This is a genomic window from Arenimonas maotaiensis (genome assembly GCF_014638745.1).
Classification (GTDB): domain Bacteria; phylum Pseudomonadota; class Gammaproteobacteria; order Xanthomonadales; family Xanthomonadaceae; genus Arenimonas; species Arenimonas maotaiensis.
The window spans coordinates 721,307-734,779 of sequence record NZ_BMFO01000001.1 but is presented as its reverse complement, the minus strand read 5'-3'; the positions used below and the strand labels follow the sequence as shown (position 1 = coordinate 734,779).

General features: G+C 66.6%; 13 protein-coding genes. 5 read left to right on the top strand and 8 right to left on the bottom strand.

Translation table 11 applies throughout. The features are described 5' to 3' along the window. Positions 1-45: 45 nt before the first annotated feature. From IEV56_RS03540 to IEV56_RS03520, 5 genes are all read left to right on the top strand, one after another. Positions 46-264, top strand: a complete 219-nt coding sequence (locus IEV56_RS03540; protein WP_188447785.1) for an HP1242/YdcH family protein — start codon at positions 46-48, stop codon at positions 262-264. 119 nt (positions 265-383) lie between these two features. Continuing rightward, complete coding sequence (locus IEV56_RS03535) at positions 384-1,754, top strand: pyridoxal-phosphate dependent enzyme (protein WP_188447783.1); 1,371 nt, start codon at positions 384-386, stop codon at positions 1,752-1,754. Positions 1,755-1,770: 16 nt separating this feature from the next. After that, positions 1,771-2,928, top strand: a complete 1,158-nt coding sequence (locus tag IEV56_RS03530; protein WP_188447781.1) for a cystathionine gamma-synthase — start codon at positions 1,771-1,773, stop codon at positions 2,926-2,928. 27 nt (positions 2,929-2,955) lie between these two features. Beyond that, positions 2,956-3,657 (top strand): CoA transferase subunit A, encoded by a 702-nt coding sequence (locus IEV56_RS03525; protein WP_188447779.1) that lies wholly within the window; start codon positions 2,956-2,958, stop codon positions 3,655-3,657. Between the two features lie 10 nt (positions 3,658-3,667). Continuing rightward, entirely contained in the window at positions 3,668-4,297 is a 630-nt protein-coding gene (locus IEV56_RS03520) for a CoA transferase subunit B (RefSeq protein ID WP_188447777.1), read from the top strand. Positions 4,298-4,363: 66 nt separating this feature from the next. Here IEV56_RS03520 and IEV56_RS03515 read toward each other — a convergent pair whose 3' ends face one another. The 8 genes from IEV56_RS03515 to IEV56_RS03480 all read right to left on the bottom strand — a co-directional run bounded on the left by IEV56_RS03515 (position 4,364) and on the right by IEV56_RS03480 (position 13,428). After that, positions 4,364-5,743 (bottom strand): tetratricopeptide repeat protein, encoded by a 1,380-nt coding sequence (locus tag IEV56_RS03515; protein WP_188447775.1) that lies wholly within the window; start codon positions 5,741-5,743, stop codon positions 4,364-4,366. Then, positions 5,740-7,131: a glycosyltransferase gene (locus IEV56_RS03510; RefSeq protein WP_188447773.1), complete on the bottom strand. Its 1,392-nt coding sequence runs from the start codon at positions 7,129-7,131 to the stop codon at positions 5,740-5,742. The genes IEV56_RS03515 and IEV56_RS03510 overlap by 4 nt, the downstream gene beginning before the upstream one ends. 166 nt (positions 7,132-7,297) lie before the next feature. Continuing rightward, entirely contained in the window at positions 7,298-8,785 is a 1,488-nt protein-coding gene (locus IEV56_RS03505; RefSeq protein ID WP_188447771.1) for a glycosyltransferase family 2 protein, read from the bottom strand. Further along, on the bottom strand, positions 8,778-9,755 hold the full coding sequence (locus tag IEV56_RS03500; RefSeq protein ID WP_188447769.1) for a HEAT repeat domain-containing protein: 978 nt from the start codon (positions 9,753-9,755) through the stop codon (positions 8,778-8,780). Before IEV56_RS03500 ends, IEV56_RS03505 begins: the two co-directional genes overlap by 8 nt. After that, positions 9,752-10,516 carry a YaiO family outer membrane beta-barrel protein gene (locus IEV56_RS03495; RefSeq protein ID WP_188447767.1) on the bottom strand — a complete coding sequence of 255 codons (765 nt, stop codon included), beginning with the start codon at positions 10,514-10,516 and terminating at the stop codon, positions 9,752-9,754. The genes IEV56_RS03500 and IEV56_RS03495 overlap by 4 nt, the downstream gene beginning before the upstream one ends. Then, on the bottom strand, positions 10,509-11,489 hold the full coding sequence (locus IEV56_RS03490) for an NAD-dependent epimerase/dehydratase family protein (protein WP_188447764.1): 981 nt from the start codon (positions 11,487-11,489) through the stop codon (positions 10,509-10,511). Before IEV56_RS03490 ends, IEV56_RS03495 begins: the two co-directional genes overlap by 8 nt. A 254-nt stretch (positions 11,490-11,743) precedes the next feature. Then, positions 11,744-12,682, bottom strand: a complete 939-nt coding sequence (locus IEV56_RS03485) for an electron transfer flavoprotein subunit alpha/FixB family protein (protein WP_188447762.1) — start codon at positions 12,680-12,682, stop codon at positions 11,744-11,746. Continuing rightward, positions 12,682-13,428, bottom strand: coding sequence for an electron transfer flavoprotein subunit beta/FixA family protein (locus IEV56_RS03480; protein WP_188447760.1), 747 nt, complete (start codon positions 13,426-13,428; stop codon positions 12,682-12,684). Before IEV56_RS03480 ends, IEV56_RS03485 begins: the two co-directional genes overlap by 1 nt. Between the last annotated feature and the right edge of the window lie 45 nt (positions 13,429-13,473).

Below are 13,473 nucleotides of genomic sequence, written 5' to 3'. Positions count from 1 at the left end.
CCCCGGCCTCGGCCGGGGTTTTGCTTTTTCGTCAAGGAGGTCTGTGTGTTCGAAGGTCAATCCAAACAGGAAATCGAATCGATGATGGCGGCCGACAGCGCGTTCCGGCAGCTGTATTTCCACCACCAGAAGCTCGACAAGAAAGTCAACGACGCCGAACTCGGCGTGCTTCCGATCGACAGCCTGACCCTGACCCGCATGAAGCGGGAGAAGCTGCAGGCCAAGGACCGCCTGACCCGTATGTTGCGGGAGTCCAAGCACTGAATCCGCGTTGTCCTTGAAGGCGGACACGGGCCGGCCATCCTCGTCGGCCGGCCCGTGTCCGGCTCTTGGCCCAAGACGAAACTGCTAGAATGGCGGCAATCCATCCAACGCCATTTCCCATGACCATCCACGACAGCGTCCTTGAACTCATCGGGCGGACGCCCATGGTCAGGGCCCGGAACCTCGACACCGGCCTCTGCCAGCTCTATCTCAAACTCGAATGCATGAATCCCGGCGGTTCGATCAAGGACCGCATCGGCGTGTCGATGATCGAGGCCGCCGAGCGGGCCGGCCGCATCAAGCCCGGCGATACCCTGGTCGAAGGCACCGCCGGCAACACCGGTATCGGCCTGGCCTTGGTGGCCCAGCAGAAAGGCTACAAGCTGGTGCTGGTGGTGCCGGACAAGATGAGCCGCGAGAAGATCTTCAACCTGCGCGCCATGGGCGCCGAGGTGGTGCTGACCCGCTCGGACGTGGCCAAGGGCCATCCGGACTACTATCAGGACATGGCCGAGCGCATCGCGCGCGAGACCCCGGGCGCGTACTTCATCAACCAGTTCGGCAACCCGGACAACCCGCTGGCGCACGAGACCGGCACCGGCCCGGAAATCTGGGAGCAGATGGGCCACGACATGGACGCCATCGTGTTCGGCTGCGGCAGCTCCGGCACCATGACCGGCCTGTCGCGCTTCTTCGAGCAGGCCGCGCCGCACGTGGAACTGGTGCTGGCCGATCCGGTCGGTTCGATCCTGACCCAGTACATCAACGAAGGCGTGCTCAGCACCAAATCCGGCTCCTGGTTGGTGGAGGGCATCGGCGAGGATTTCCTGCCGCCGATCTCCGATTTCCACCGGGTCAAGAAGGCCTACGCCATCTCCGACAAGGAGAGCTTCCTGGCCGGCCGCGAACTGCTGATCAAGGAGGGCGTGCTCGGCGGTTCCTCGTCCGGCACCCTCCTGGCGGCGGCGCTGAAATACTGCCGTGAACAGACCATGCCCAAGAAGGTGGTGGTGTTCGTCTGCGACACCGGCAACAAATACCTGTCGAAGATGTACAACGACTACTGGATGCTGGACAACGGCTTCCTGGCGCGCGAGGCCAAGGGCGACCTGTTGGACCTGATCCTGCGCCCGTACGCCAAGCGCGACACCGTGGTGGTCGGCCCGAACGACAGCCTGACCGTGGCCTACCAGCGCATGAAGATGTACGACGTCTCGCAGCTGCCGGTGATGGACGACGAGAAGATCGTCGGCATCGTCGACGAATCCGACGTGCTGATGCACGTGCATGCCGACCAGGAGCGCTTCAAGGATCTGGTCTCGACCGCGATGACGCGCGACCTGGAAGTGCTCGATGTCGGCGCGCCGATGGAAGCGCTGCTGCCGGTGTTCGACGCCGGCCGCGTCGCCATCGTGATGGACGGCGGCCGCTTCCTCGGCCTGATCACCCGCATCGATCTGTTGAACTACCTGCGCCGCCGCGTGCAGTGACCTTGAGGAAACACCCATGAGCAACGACAACCACGGCATCGGCACCAAAGCCATCCACGCCGGCCAGGCGCCCGATCCCTCCACCGGCGCGGTGATGGTGCCGATCTACGCGACCTCGACCTACGCCCAAGCCAGCCCGGGCGAACATCAGGGCTTCGAGTATTCGCGCAGCCACAACCCGACCCGCTTCGCTTACGAGCGCTGCGTGGCGGCGCTGGAGTCCGGCACGCACGGCTACGCCTTCGCCTCCGGTCTGGCCGCGACCTCGACCGTGCTGGAGCTGCTGGACAGCGGCAGCCATGTGATCTGCATGGACGACGTGTACGGCGGCACCTATCGCTTGTTCGAGCGCGTGCGCCGGCGCAGCGCCGGCTTGGATTTCAGCTTCGTCGATTTGAACGACCTGGACGCGGTGAAGGCCGCGCTGAAACCGAACACCAAAATGATTTGGTGCGAAACCCCGACCAATCCGCTGCTGAAGCTGGTCGACATCCGCCGCCTGGCCGAATTCGCCAAGGCCCACGGCCTGCTGCTGGCGGTCGACAACACCTTCAGCTCGCCAGTGCTGCAGCGTCCGCTGGAGCTGGGTGCCGATCTGGTGATGCATTCGGCCACCAAATACCTGAACGGCCACTCCGACATCGTCGGCGGCATGGTGGTGGTGAAGGACGCGGCCCTGGCCGAGCAGATGACTTTCCTGCAGAACGCCGTCGGCGGCGTGCAGGGCCCGTTCGACAGCTTCCTGGCCCTGCGCGGCCTGAAGACCCTGCACCTGCGCATGAAAGCGCATTGCGAAAACGCGCAGTTCATCGCCGAGAAGCTGGAAGCGCATCCGGCGGTGGAGAAAGTCGCCTACCCGGGTCTGGCCTCGCATCCGCAGCACGCGCTGGCCAAGGCCCAGATGCACGGCTTCGGCGGCATGGTCAGCGTCTGGCTGAAGGGCGGCTTCCCGGAAGCCAAGCGCTTCATGGAGCGCCTGCAGCTGTTCACCTGCGCCGAATCGCTCGGCGGCGTGGAGAGTCTGGCCAACCATCCGGCGGTGATGACCCACGCCTCGATTCCGGAAGATCGCCGCAATGCCTTGGGCGTGACCGGCAACCTGGTCCGGCTCAGCGTCGGCGTCGAGGACGCCATCGACCTTTGGTCCGATATCCAACAGGCGCTGTCGGCCTGATACTTGCGCCATAGCGAGGATTCCACCATGAAGAACAAGCTCTACGCCAGCGCCAGTGATGCCCTGCGCGACATCGTCCGCGACGGCCAGACCATCGCCGTCGGCGGCTTCGGCCTGTGCGGCATTCCGGAGGCCCTGATCGCCGCGTTGCGCGATTCCGGCAAGACCGGTCTGACCGCGATCTCCAACAACGCCGGCGTCGACGGCTTCGGCCTCGGCATGCTGCTGAACACCCGGCAGATCCGCAAGATGATCTCGTCCTACGTCGGCGAGAACAAGGAGTTCGAGCGCCAGTACCTGTCCGGCGAGCTCGAGCTCGAGTTCAACCCGCAGGGCACGCTGGCCGAGCGCCTGCGCGCCGGCGGCGCCGGCATACCGGCCTTCTTCACCCGCACCGGCTACGGCACCATCGTGGCCGAGGGCAAGGAGACGCGCGAGTTCGACGGCAAGCATTACGTGCTGGAGACCGCCCTGCGCGCCGACGTGTCGCTGGTCAAGGCCTGGAAGGCCGACGCCTCCGGCAACCTGGTGTACCGCAAGACCGCGCGCAACTTCAATCCGGCAGTGGCCATGGCCGGCAAGGTCTGCGTGGTCGAGGTCGAGGAGCTGGTCGAGGTCGGCGCGCTCGATCCGGACGCCATCCATACCCCGGGCATCTACGTCGACCGCATCGTGGTCAACGCCGGCCCGGAAAAACGCATCGAACAACGCACCGTGCGCACGGCATAAGGAGAACGACATGGCTTGGACCCGTGATGACATGGCCAAACGCGCCGCCGCCGAGTTGAGCGACGGCGCCTACGTGAACCTGGGCATCGGCCTGCCGACCCTGGTCGCCAACCACATCCCCGACGGCATGGACGTCTGGCTGCAGAGCGAGAACGGCCTGCTCGGCATCGGCCCGTTCCCGACCGAGGACGAAGTGGACGCCGATTTGATCAACGCCGGCAAGCAGACCGTGACCGCGCGCGCCGGCGCCAGCTACTTCGGCAGCCACGACTCGTTCGCGATGATCCGCGGCGGCCACATCGACCTCGCCATCCTCGGCGCCATGCAGGTGACCGACAAGGGCGACCTGGCCAACTGGATGGTGCCCGGCAAGATGGTGAAGGGCATGGGCGGCGCGATGGACCTGGTGGCCGGCGTGCAGCGCGTGGTGGTGCTGATGGAGCACGCCGCCAAGGACGGCTCGCCGAAGATCCTGCCGGCCTGTACCCTGCCGCTGACCGGCCTGGGCGTGGTCGACCGCATCATCACCGAGCTCGGCGTGTTCGACGTGACCGAGGCCGGCCTGGCGCTGGTCGAGCTGGCGCCGGAGGTGTCGTTCGAGGACGTGCAGGCCAAGACCGGCGTGCCGCTGTTGCGCTGATCCGCGTCCGTCCGCGCAAGAAAAAACCCCGCCGAGGCGGGGTTTTTTCGTTCATGCACAATCGCGTCAGAACTGTTTGCGCAGACGCACCCCGAACGAGCGGGCGTCGTACACGCCGGCGGCCTGGGCCCGGTTGCTGTAGCCGGCGCTGATCTGCACTTGCCAGTCGTCGGCGAAGCGGGAAGTGAAGTCGACGCCGAGGTCGTTCGCGCTCTCCCAGCCGCTGAAGGTCTCGTCGCGCTGCAGGCCGGCGCCGGCGCGCAGGCTGAAGCCGGCGTCCTGGTTCACCGGCAGGTAGGCCGAGGCGGTCAGGGCGAAACGGCGGTAGTTGTCCGGCGCGTAGTAGCCGGTGCCCGGCGCCTCGTCGTACGACAGCCACTGCACTTCGCCGCCGATGTCCAGCCAGGCGCGCGGCGAGCGCAGCACGGCGCGGCGTACCGCCAGCTGCACTTCGCTGCGCGCGTTGCCGTCGCTGATGTCCTGGCGCGAGAACAGCGCGTCGGCGGTCCAGTGCAGGTCGGGCGTGTAGCGCACCTGCGCCAGATAGCGGTCGCGCATCAGGCCGAGCGAGACCGAACGTGGCGAAATGCCGAGCCGGTCGCGATCGGCGCCGAGGCTGAAGCGCCAGTCGTCGTTGACGCGCTGGTCGATGCGCAGCAGGCCGAGGGTGTGGCTTTCCAGGTCGGTGCGCGAGCGGCCGGCCATGGCGGTGATGACGGTGTCCTGCGCCGGCGTGTAGGCCGCGCCCAGCCACAGCTGGTCTTCGTCGATACGGGTGCCGCCGCTGACCGGCTGGTAGCCGCCGCCGATCGGCGCCCGGTAGCTGCCGGTGCTCCAGTCGGCGAGCAGGCGCCAATCCTGCGCCACGTCGATGGCGGCCGACAGGCCGACGCGGTCGGCGCGGATGTCGTCGGAGTCGTCCGACAGGCCCCAGCTCAGACTGATTTCCGACGCGGTCCGCTGGCGCGTGCCGGTGCGCAGGTCGGTGGCGTCGCGGCTGCCGGGCTTCGCGCGCTCGACCGTCTCGACATGCGGCCAGGCGGTATAGGCGCGTGCGGTTTGGCGCAAAGCGATGGCTTGGGTGTAGTTGGCCTGGAAATCGCCGGCGTCGCGCGTCAATCCGTCGGCGTTGAGCGCCAACGCGCGGTCGATGCGTCCGGCCCAGGCCGCGTTGTACGCCAGCAGCGACTTGGCCTCGGCATCGGCGTCCGCCATCGGCGACAGCAGGGCGTCGGCCTCGATGTAGGCGCCGGTCCAGATGTAATAACGCGCGAGGTCTTTCTTGGCCGCGGCGTCGTCCGGGTGCGCGGCCAGGTGTTCGCGCATGATCGAGATGGCGGCGGCGGTGTCGCCGCGGGCGGAGGCCTCGCGGGCCTCCTGGCTGCGGTCCTGGGCGGCGGCCGGCAGGGCCAGAAACGCGCCGAATGCGAGTGCGAGTGCGTTCATTTGCGCCATTTGCGGTTTCCTGTGATCCAGAGGTCGGTAGCGAAGCGGCCGATGGTGACGACGTCCCAGGCCATCAGCGCGTAGCGGATGGGGGTGACCAACAGCGCGTTGAAGAACGCGCGCAGGCGTTCGCCCGGCGACACCGCCACCAGCACCGCGGTCGACAGCGCCAGTTCGGCCAGGATGGTCACCGCCAGCGGTTCCCACATGCGCAGCAGGGTCATGATGATCAGCGCGGTCGGGAAGCCGATCTTCTCCAGCGCCGACATGAAGATGACCCAGCCGATCGGCCGGCCGTTGGCCCGGGTGTAGGCGTCGCCGAACGGCTGCCGGTAGGCTTCCTTGATCTTGCGCACGTCCTCGATGCGCTTGGCTTCGCCGCTGGCCTTGTTGCGCAGGCGGTGCCAGAGGCGCTTGGGCGCCTTGAACGGGCTGCGCATCAGGTCGTCGAAATAGAAGCAGCTCTGCAGGAACGACGAGGACCACAGGTAGGTCTGGCGCGGCAGGCGCTGCACCTGCGGCTCTTCAGAGCGCGCCAGCACATCCTGCAGCTGGATGTTGCGGTAGCCCTGGTGGTTCAGCGCGAAGCCGATGAAGATGTCCTCGGAGTTGGTCAGGTCGTCGCCGAAGATCGGCTCGTAGCGGTCGAACAGGTCCTTGATGTACTTGCGGCGGTAGGCCACCGCGCAGCCGACCGGATTGGTGATGCCGCCGAAGAAGGTCATCTGCCCGACGTACACGAAGCGCTGCAGGAACTTGTACAGGCAGTCGCGGTAGACGTTGGTGAACCACCACCACAGCTGCGCCAGGCTGCGCTTGTCGCGGAACGGGTCGTGATACGGCTTGCCGGCCAGGTAGCGGCGGAACGGCTCGCTGTCGGCCTGGGCGTCGCGGTCGCGCAGGCGCATCGGCAGGATGGTGCCGCAGGCGCTGGCGATGCCGACGCCCTGGTACAGCTCCTGCACGCAGCGTTCGATGTAGTCCGGGCTTTCCAGGAAGGTGTCGCCGTCGAGGATGAACTCGACGTCGGAGTCGAACTCGCGGGCCTGGCGCTTGATGCTGGGCGTCTTGCCGATCGGCGTGGCGCGTTCGATCACCACCAGGTTCATGCCGTTGGCGGCGGCGAAGGCCTTGGCACGCGGCACGGTTTCGTCCTTGCCGCCGTCGTCGATCAGGATGACCTGACGCGGTTTAAGGGTCTGCTGCATCAGTGAGGACAGCGCCAACGTGATGTTGTCTTGTTCCTTGAACGCGGGGATGACCACGTCGACCACGGCGGTGCGCCAGTCCTCGGCCGGCGTGGGCTCGGTCTTGTCCGGGCCGCGGGCCAAGCCGAGCAGGCTGACCAAGGTGTTCGGGCTGATGATGAACCACGGCGCGGTAGCCATAAATCTCCTCCTGGGACGATGCCGCCCGGAGGTGCGTCATGCATCGACGCGGACGCCGCCGCATGCCTTGCGGCATGGCGGTGGCGGTACGGATTCCCCCGAGAATCGTGAACTGTTCTGCACGCACACTATAGCAATTCTGTGACCCGTGTCAAAGTTTATCGGGTCACCTCGGCCGGTTGCGTCGTTCCTTTCCGCTCCGGCGTTCCGGACCGGACCAGGGGCCGCGCTTCTTGCGGCGGTCGTTGCGCTCGAACTTGTCCCAGCCTTTGCGGCCCTTGAGGAAGTCGATGCTGCCTTTCAGGCCGGCGAGCAGGATGATCGGCTTGAACAGGAAGAAATCCAGCAGGGAATAGGCGCCGAGCAGCAGGATGTCGCGCAGCCGGTAGTCGCGGTGCTGGCGGTTGTCGATCAGGATCGCCAGCAGGCTGGGTGCCGAGGTGATCAGCTCGACCGCGACCAGCAGCAACAGCAGCTGCCGGGAATCGATGGCTCCGAGCAGCGCCAACGCCGCCACCGCCACGATCGACAGCAGCTGGACCACCGGCGAAATCGCCTCGAACACCAGGTTGTAGGGCATGGCCACCAGGCCGACCGTGCCGTAGCGCGGGTTCAGCGTCATCCGGCGGTAGGCCCAGACCGTCTCCATCAGCACCCGTTGCCAGCGCGCGCGCTGCTTGACCAGCGCGCCGATGTTGTCCGGTCCTTCGGTCATCGCGATCAGCTTCGGCAACGCCGCGATCTGGTAGCGCCGCCGCAGCCGGCGGAAGTGCTCGTGCACGCGGTAGGTGAACTCGATGTCCTCGCAGGAGAAGCTCGGATCGTAGCCGCCGATCTCCGCGAACAGGTCCTTGCGCCAGATGGCGAAGGCGCCGGGATTGCACATCATCGCCCCGATTTCGCTGAACGCCAGCCGGTTGACCAGGAACGAACGCATCAGGTCGAGGTTCTGCAGCATGCTCAGCCAATGCCGGTCGACCAGCCGGTAGCCGTCGACGCCGACCGACGCTTCGGGCGTGCGGCTGATGCCGAAATAGCTGGTGACGCCGACCACCTCGGACGGGTTCTTCTGCACGATCGACATGCCGTCCAACAGCGCTTCCGGACCGTAGATGGTGTCGCCGTCGACGCAGCACAGGTAGCGGTAATGCGCGAAGTTGATGCCGCAGTTCAGCGCATCGGCCTTGGATTTGCGGTTCTGCTTGCTGACCACGGTCAGCCGCGGGTCGCGGCGGCTGCGGTACAGCGCCACCACCGGTCCGGCCGGTAACGCCGGGTTGACGCGGATGTCGAGCGGCGCCAGGTCGTAGGCCTCGCGCAACAGGGCGATGGTGCCGTCGGTCGAACCGTCGTCGACCAGGATCACCTCGAATTCGGGATAGTTCTGCGCCAACAGCGACTGTACCGCCGGCAGGATGACCTTTTCCTCGTTCAGCGCGGCCGCCACGATGCTGACCGGGATCGACAGCTTCGAGCCCATGACCGTGGCATGGCTTTCCACCGACTGCAGCGCGAAGCGCCGCAATGCGTACAGCACGGCCAGCACCAGCACGAACAGCAGGCTGGCGATGAACAGGCCCTGATAGGCGTAGATCACCGCGCCGAAGCGCATCACGGCGGACTGCACCGCGTACAGCTGGCCGGCGTCAAACATGCGGGACTCCGTCGCCGGCCGGCACGCGCGGCGCGGCGTCCTCGATCGACACCAGGGCTTTCTGCGCCGCCAGCCGCACGGCGTCGTGGCCGTCGGCCAATGCGCCGGCCAGCGCATGCACGGCATCGGCGTTGCGGAAGCCGGACAGGATCCGGATGGCCTGGGTGCGGACGTAGAACACCGGGTCGCTCAACAGGCCGGTGGCCTGCCGCTGCACGTCGGGCGCACCGATTTCCGCCAACGAGGCCAGGGCGGTCTTGCGCACCGCGGCATCCGGGTCCGACAGCAGTCCGGTCAGCACCGCATCGGCTTCCGTTCCGTAGCGGCCCTTGCCGAGCAGGTAGGCGTCCCAATAGCGGTTTCTGCCCGGCCCGCCGCGCAGGCGTGAAATGAGCAGGGCGCCGAGATCGGTCCGGAAGCGCTCGAGTTGGGCGCTGATGCGCGAGGCCGGCAGGACGCCGGCGTCCAGCGCGCGGAGAAGCGCTTCGGCCGCCTCGATGCTGTCGCACAGGCCCAGCATGTCGAGCGCGGCGTAGGCCAGCACCGGGTGGCGCTCGGCCAAGGCCGTTTCCAGCAGGGGCAGCACGTCACGGTGCATCACCCGCGTGAGCGCGTACAAGGCGACGACGCGCGGCCGTCGCCGGCCGGTGGCGGCCTGCATCAGCACCTGCTCGACGCCCTCGCGTTCGATATAGGCGTCGGCGGCCAAGCGTGCCGGCACCGGGTCGGAATCGGCGCGCGCCAGATAGGCGGCCAGATAACGCGTCTTGGCGGCCTGCATGTAGGCGCGCAACGCGACGTGGCCGTCATGGCCGGCGCCGTGCCGACGCCGCAGCGACTGCAGGCCGCTCAGGAAGTGTCCGTAGGTGCCGCGGTAGACGAAATGGTCGATCAGGGTGAACAGCAGCAGCGTGGCCCACAGGCAGAAGGCGCCGATGGCCAGCAGGCCGAGGAGCGCATCGATGTTCACGGACGGTACTGCAGCGAGACCGCCAGCGAATCCTGCCGGAAGCTGTCCGCTTCCGTGCCGCGGCCGAGCTCCACGCGCAGCGTGGTGCGCGCGTTCAGCGCATGGGCGTAGGCCAAGTTGGCGGACCAACCCGAAGAACCGCCGCCGCCGGGAAGGCCGAGGGCGTCGAACAGGTAGTCGCCGCGTGCCAGATAGACGCCGATCCGATGCCGGCCGACGGCTTTCAGCGCGCGCAGCTGGACGATGCGGATGTCATGGTCGAGCGTATCGTTGCGGCCGATCTTGTAGGCCAGGGCGAACTCGTCGTCGCCGTGGTAATACGCCAGCTGCGGCGACCAGATGCCGATGTCGCTGTGGCTGAAGTCCAGGCGGCGGTAGCCCAGGCCGGCGCGCAGATTGGACGCCACGGCACGGTCGGCCTGCACCTCGAGCGTCCGTTCGGGCAGGAAATCGGCATCCGGCGTGATCTGCGCCTGCGCCAACGCGTTCCATTGCCCGAAGCGGCGGTAGACGCCGAGCTGCAGGCTGTCGTCGGATACATCGTCGCGCTGATGCCGCTCCAGCGTGGCGAACACGGCATCGCCCGGCGCGCTAGCGCGTTCGAATGTCACGCCATGGCTGCGCCACTGCGCGTCGCGGCCGTTGATCACGACGTCGGAATGCTCGATGCGCGGCGTCACTTGCCAGTCCGCTTCGGCCATGGCCTGCAGCGGCGACAGGACGAGCGCGGCCAGCAACGCGGCCGATGCCGGCTTAGGCATGTTCGGCCGTCTGCAGCTTGGCGACCAGGTCGATCATCTCGGCCAGCGTGGTCTGCGGATCGAAGCCGATCGCCTCGCGCACGCGGCGGGTGTCCGGCGCGCGGTCGATGGTCTCTTCGAAGCCGGGTCCGTACACTTGCTCGTAGGGCACGAACACGATCTCGGATTCGCTGCCCAATTGCGCCTTGATCTTGTGCGCCAGGTCCAGCACCGAGGTTTCCTCGTTGGAGCCGATGTTGAACACGCGGCCGTAGCATTCGGGGCGCTTGATCAGGCGGCGCAGGGCCCAAGTCACGTCCTTGACGTAGCCGAAGCAGCGCCGGTGGCTGCCGTCGCCGTATACCGGAATCGGCCGGTTGGCCAGGGCGAACTTCACGAAGCGCGGGATCACCATGCCGTAGTTCGGCGACTGGCGCGGACCGACGGTGTTGAACAGACGCACCACCACGATGCGCAGCTTGCGCTCCTGGTGGTAGGCCAGCGCGTGGAATTCGTCCAGCGCCTTGCTGCAGGCGTACGACCAGCGGCCGATATGGGTGCCGCCGAACAGCAGGTCGTCGTCTTCGGAGAACGGCAGCTTCGACGATTTGCCGTAGACCTCGGAGGTCGAGGTGAACAGTACGGTGCGGTCGTACTGTTCGGCCAGGTTGAGCAGGATGTTCATGCCGCGTGCGCCGGTCTCGATGGTCTTGACCGGGCTGTCGATCACGCTCTGCACGCCGACCACCGAGGCCAGGTGGAAGATGTAGTCGCAACGCTTGACCAGGCTTTCCATCAGCGGATAGTTGGTCACCGTGTTGTGGTGGAATTCGAAATCCGGATTGTCCAGATGGTGTGCGATGTTCGCTTTCGAGCCGGTCGACAGGTCGTCGATCACGATGACGCGGTGGCCTTGCGCCAGCAGTTCGTCGCACAGGTGCGAACCGATGAAACCGGCGCCGCCGGTGACCAGATAAGTCTCTTTTTGCTGCATCCGAAATGTCCCCTGAAAAATCCTGTTCAACCGCGGAGGACCGGACGAGTCGCCCGGCGTTCCGCGTGCCGTCACCGAAAGCGTGATGGCTGTCACCAAGACGACAGTATAAAGCGCGCCTTGCTGATTGATAAGGATTGTTCGTTCGATTTCGCAAAAAAAAACGGCCCGTTCGGGCCGTTTCACTGCAGGTTCGCCGACGTTGCGACAGCCTGCGTCAGGAAGTGACGCAATGCGTCACTTCGCGTGGGCGCTTACAGTGCCTTTTCCAGTTCCGGCAGGATCTGGAACAGGTCGCCGACCAGACCGTAATCGGCCACTTCGAAGATCGGCGCTTCGGCGTCCTTGTTGATCGCCACGATGGTGCCGGCGTCCTTGATGCCGGTCAGGTGCTGGATGGCGCCCGAGATGCCGGCCGCGATGTACAGTTCCGGCGCGATGATCTTGCCGGTTTGGCCGACCTGCAGTTCGTTCGGCACATAGCCGGCGTCGACCGCCGCGCGCGAGGCGCCGACCGCGGCACCGAGCTTGTCGGCCAGGGAATACACGATGGCGAAGTTCTCGGCCGAGCCCAGGGCGCGGCCGCCGGACACCACCTTGGCGGCGCTTTGCAGATCGGGGCGGTCGGACTTGCCCTGCTGCAACGACACGAAGCGGGTGTGGGTCGGTAGCGTAGCCGACAGCGAGGCGGTTTCGACAGCGGCGTTGCCGCCGTCGGCGGCGGCCGGCCAGGACGCGGTGCGCACGGTGGCGACCACCGGCTTGTCGGTCGGGGCCTGCACGGTGATCACGGCGTTGCCGGCGTAGATCGGACGCTTGAACACATGGCTGGCTTCGACCGCCATCACGTCCGACACCTGCGCGGTGCCGAGCAGAGCGGCCACGCACGGCATCAGGTCCTTGCCGAAAGTGGTCGACGGGCCGAACACGTGGCTGTAGCCGGCGGCGGCTTCGGCCACCTGCGGCGCCAGCACCTGGGCCACGGCCTGCGCATTCGCGGCGTTATCGGCCACCACGACCTTGCCGACGCCCGCGATACGCGCGGCCTGCGCGGCCACGGCGGCGCCGTCGGCGGACAGCACCAGCACGTCGATGGTTTCCGGAGCCAAGGCGGCGGCGCAGGACACGCAGCGCGCGGTGGCGGCATTGAGTTGGCCGTTCAGGTGTTCGGCGACGATCAGTACGCGGCTCATTACACTAATCCTTTGTTCTTCAGGGCGGCGACCAGTTCGGCCACATCGGCCACCATCACGCCTTTGCTGCGTTTGGCCGGCGGGGCGTAGTGCGTGGTCTGCAGGAAATCGGCGGATTCGACGCCGAGGTCGGCGAAGGCGAGGGTTTCCAGCGGCTTGCTCTTGGCCTTCATGATGTCCGGCAGCTTGATGAAGCGCGGCTCGTTCAGGCGCAGGTCGACGGTGATCACCGCCGGCAGCTGTACCGCCAGGGTCTCCAGGCCGGCGTCCACTTCGCGGGTCACGGTGGCGGTATCGCCTTCGACCGCGACGGCGCTGGCGAAGGTGGCCTGCGGACGGCCCCACAGCGTGGCCAGCATCTGGCCGGTCTGGTTGGCGTCGTCGTCGATGGCCTGCTTGCCCATCAGCACCAGACCCGGCTGCTCCTTCTCGACCAGCTTCAGGAAGGCGCGGGCGGCGGTCAGCGGCTGGATGGCCGATTCGGTGACCACGTGGATGGCGCGGTTGGCGCCCATCGCCAGGCCGTTGCGGATGTGCGCCTGGCAATCGGCCGGGCCCATCGTGACCACCACCACTTCCGTGGCCACGCCCTTGTCGCGCAGGCGCAGCGCTTCTTCCAGCGCGATGTCATCGAACGGGTTGGCCGACAGTTTGACGCCGTCGGTGACGACGCCGGAGCCGTCCGGCTTGACTTGGATGCGCACGTTGTAATCGACCACGCGCTTGTAACCGACCAGGATCTTCATGAAAGGGCCTCGAAAAGGAGCATAAGCGGGAAAATCAGCCCTTTA

What these genes read in the sequence shown, in the direction of transcription:
- IEV56_RS03510 (WP_188447773.1), bottom strand. Translation starts at nt 7,131, where the DNA reads ATGGCTACCGCGCCGTGGTTCATCATCAGCCCGAACACCTTGGTCAGC.
- IEV56_RS03485 (WP_188447762.1), bottom strand. Translation starts at nt 12,682, where the DNA reads ATGAGCCGCGTACTGATCGTCGCCGAACACCTGAACGGCCAACTCAAT.
- IEV56_RS03535 (WP_188447783.1), top strand. Translation starts at nt 384, where the DNA reads ATGACCATCCACGACAGCGTCCTTGAACTCATCGGGCGGACGCCCATG.
- IEV56_RS03480 (WP_188447760.1), bottom strand. Translation starts at nt 13,428, where the DNA reads ATGAAGATCCTGGTCGGTTACAAGCGCGTGGTCGATTACAACGTGCGC.
- IEV56_RS03490 (WP_188447764.1), bottom strand. Translation starts at nt 11,489, where the DNA reads ATGCAGCAAAAAGAGACTTATCTGGTCACCGGCGGCGCCGGTTTCATC.
- IEV56_RS03525 (WP_188447779.1), top strand. Translation starts at nt 2,956, where the DNA reads ATGAAGAACAAGCTCTACGCCAGCGCCAGTGATGCCCTGCGCGACATC.
- IEV56_RS03495 (WP_188447767.1), bottom strand. Translation starts at nt 10,516, where the DNA reads ATGCCTAAGCCGGCATCGGCCGCGTTGCTGGCCGCGCTCGTCCTGTCG.
- IEV56_RS03530 (WP_188447781.1), top strand. Translation starts at nt 1,771, where the DNA reads ATGAGCAACGACAACCACGGCATCGGCACCAAAGCCATCCACGCCGGC.
- IEV56_RS03505 (WP_188447771.1), bottom strand. Translation starts at nt 8,785, where the DNA reads ATGTTTGACGCCGGCCAGCTGTACGCGGTGCAGTCCGCCGTGATGCGC.
- IEV56_RS03520 (WP_188447777.1), top strand. Translation starts at nt 3,668, where the DNA reads ATGGCTTGGACCCGTGATGACATGGCCAAACGCGCCGCCGCCGAGTTG.
- IEV56_RS03515 (WP_188447775.1), bottom strand. Translation starts at nt 5,743, where the DNA reads ATGAACGCACTCGCACTCGCATTCGGCGCGTTTCTGGCCCTGCCGGCC.